The sequence below is a fragment of the Streptomyces sp. PTY087I2 genome, assembly GCF_001687325.1.
In the GTDB taxonomy this organism is placed as follows: Bacteria; Actinomycetota; Actinomycetes; order Streptomycetales; family Streptomycetaceae; genus Streptomyces.
In genome coordinates this window covers 1-1,833 of the sequence record NZ_LZRD01000074.1, presented here as the reverse complement: position 1 = coordinate 1,833, position 1,833 = coordinate 1, and the positions used below count along the sequence as shown (strand labels likewise).

Annotated in this window: 1 protein-coding gene; it reads right to left on the bottom strand. The window is 68.3% G+C overall.

Translation table 11 applies throughout. The annotated features are described in order from the left end of the window. Positions 1-1,794, bottom strand: a 1,794-nt coding sequence (locus tag A3Q37_RS35085) for an AMP-binding protein (protein WP_369691486.1), incomplete at its 3' end; no start/stop codon positions are given. Positions 1,795-1,833: the final 39 nt, after the last annotated feature.

Below are 1,833 nucleotides of genomic sequence, written 5' to 3'. Positions count from 1 at the left end.
GGGTGCGGGGAGGGCTTTGCGGTCGAGTTTTCCGTTGGTGGTGAGGGGGAGTTCGGTGAGGGTGATGAATGCTGCGGGGATCATGTGGTCGGGGAGGTGGGTGGCTGCGTGGGTGCGGAGTTGGTCGGTGTCGGGGGTGTGTCCGGGGGTGGGGAGGGTGTAGGCGATGAGTTGTTTGTTGCCGGGGTGGTCTTCGCGGAGGAGGACGGTGGTGTGGGTGATGTGGGGGTGGGTGGTGATGGCGGTTTCGATGTCGCCGAGTTCGATGCGGAAGCCGCGGAGTTTGATCTGGTCGTCGGTGCGGCCTTGGTATTCGATGGTGCCGTCGGTGGTCCAGCGGGCGATGTCGCCGGTGCGGTACATGCGTTCGCCGGTGGTGCTGTGGGGGTTGGCGGTGAAGCGTTCGGCGGTGAGGGCGGGGCGGTGGGTGTAGCCGTGGGCGAGCTGGATTCCGGCGAGGTAGAGCTCGCCGGGGACGCCGACGGGGACGGGGCGCAGGGCGTGGTCGAGGATGTAGGTGCGGGTGTTCCAGATGGGCCGGCCGATCGGAACACCACCACCACTGCCAGTGCCACTGCCACCACTGCCAGTGCCACCACTGCCGGTGCCGGTGCCGGTGTCACTGCCACCACTGCCACTGCCGGTGTCACTGCCAGTGCTAGTGCCGGTGTTGCTGTTGGTGGTGGGGTGGGCGGTGACGTCGATGGCGGCTTCGGTGGGTCCGTAGAGGTTGTGGAGTTGTGTGGTGGGGAGTTGGGTGTGGAAGCGGTGGGCGGTGTCGGTGGGGAGGGCTTCGCCGGAGCAGATGACGCGGCGCAGGGTGGTGCAGTGGGGGGTGGTGGGTTCGGTGAGGAATGCCTGGAGCATCGAGGGGACGAAGTGGGCGGTGGTGATACGGGTGTTCTGGATGAGGGTGGTGAGGTAGGCGGGGTCTTTGTGGCCTTCGGGGCGGGCGAGGACGAGGGTCGCGCCGGTGCGCAGGGGCCAGAAGAACTCCCAGACCGAGACGTCGAACCCGGAGGGTGTTTTCTGCAGGACCCGGTCGGTGGTGTCGAGGTGGTAGGTGTCCTGCATCCAGGCGAGCCGGTTGTTGATCGCGTCGTGGCCGATCACGACTCCCTTGGGCCGGCCCGTGGAGCCGGAGGTGAAGATGGTGTAGGCGGGAGCGTTCGGTGCGATGGTCACGTCCGGGCGGGCGTCAGGGCGTCCCATGCCCCTGCCTTCATCGGTGTCCAGCAGGAGGGTGGGGGTGGTGCTGGGCAGTTTCCCGGCAAGGTCCTTCGTGGTGAGCAGGAGGGTGGGGGTGGCGTCCTGGAGGATGTTGCTGATCCGGTCGGCGGGGTAGTCCGGATCGACCGGCACATACGCGGCCCCCGCCTTCAGGACCGCGTAGAGGGCGGTGACCAGTTCCATCGACCGGGGCGCGGCGACCGCGACGAACGATCCCGGTTCCACTCCCCGGGCGGCGAGTTCATGCGCGAGCCGGTTCGCCCGTACATCCAGCTCCGCATACGTGAGTGACTCGTCCTCGAACAGGACAGCGGTCGCGTCCGGGGTCCGGGCTACCTGTTCCTCGAACCCCGACACCAGCGTCCCCGGGACCACCGCGTGATCGGTCGCGTTCCATCCCTCGACCACCCACCCCCGCTCCACCGCGGAGAGCACGTCCAGCTCACCGGTCCGTACCTGCGGGTCCGCCGCGACCGTCTTCAGCAACCGCACCAGACCCGCGGCCAGCCGGCCTGCCGTCTCCTCGTCGAACAGATCCCGGGCGAACTCCAACCGCCCCGACACACCCGCCGCACCACCCTCCCCATCCCGCGACTCCACGAG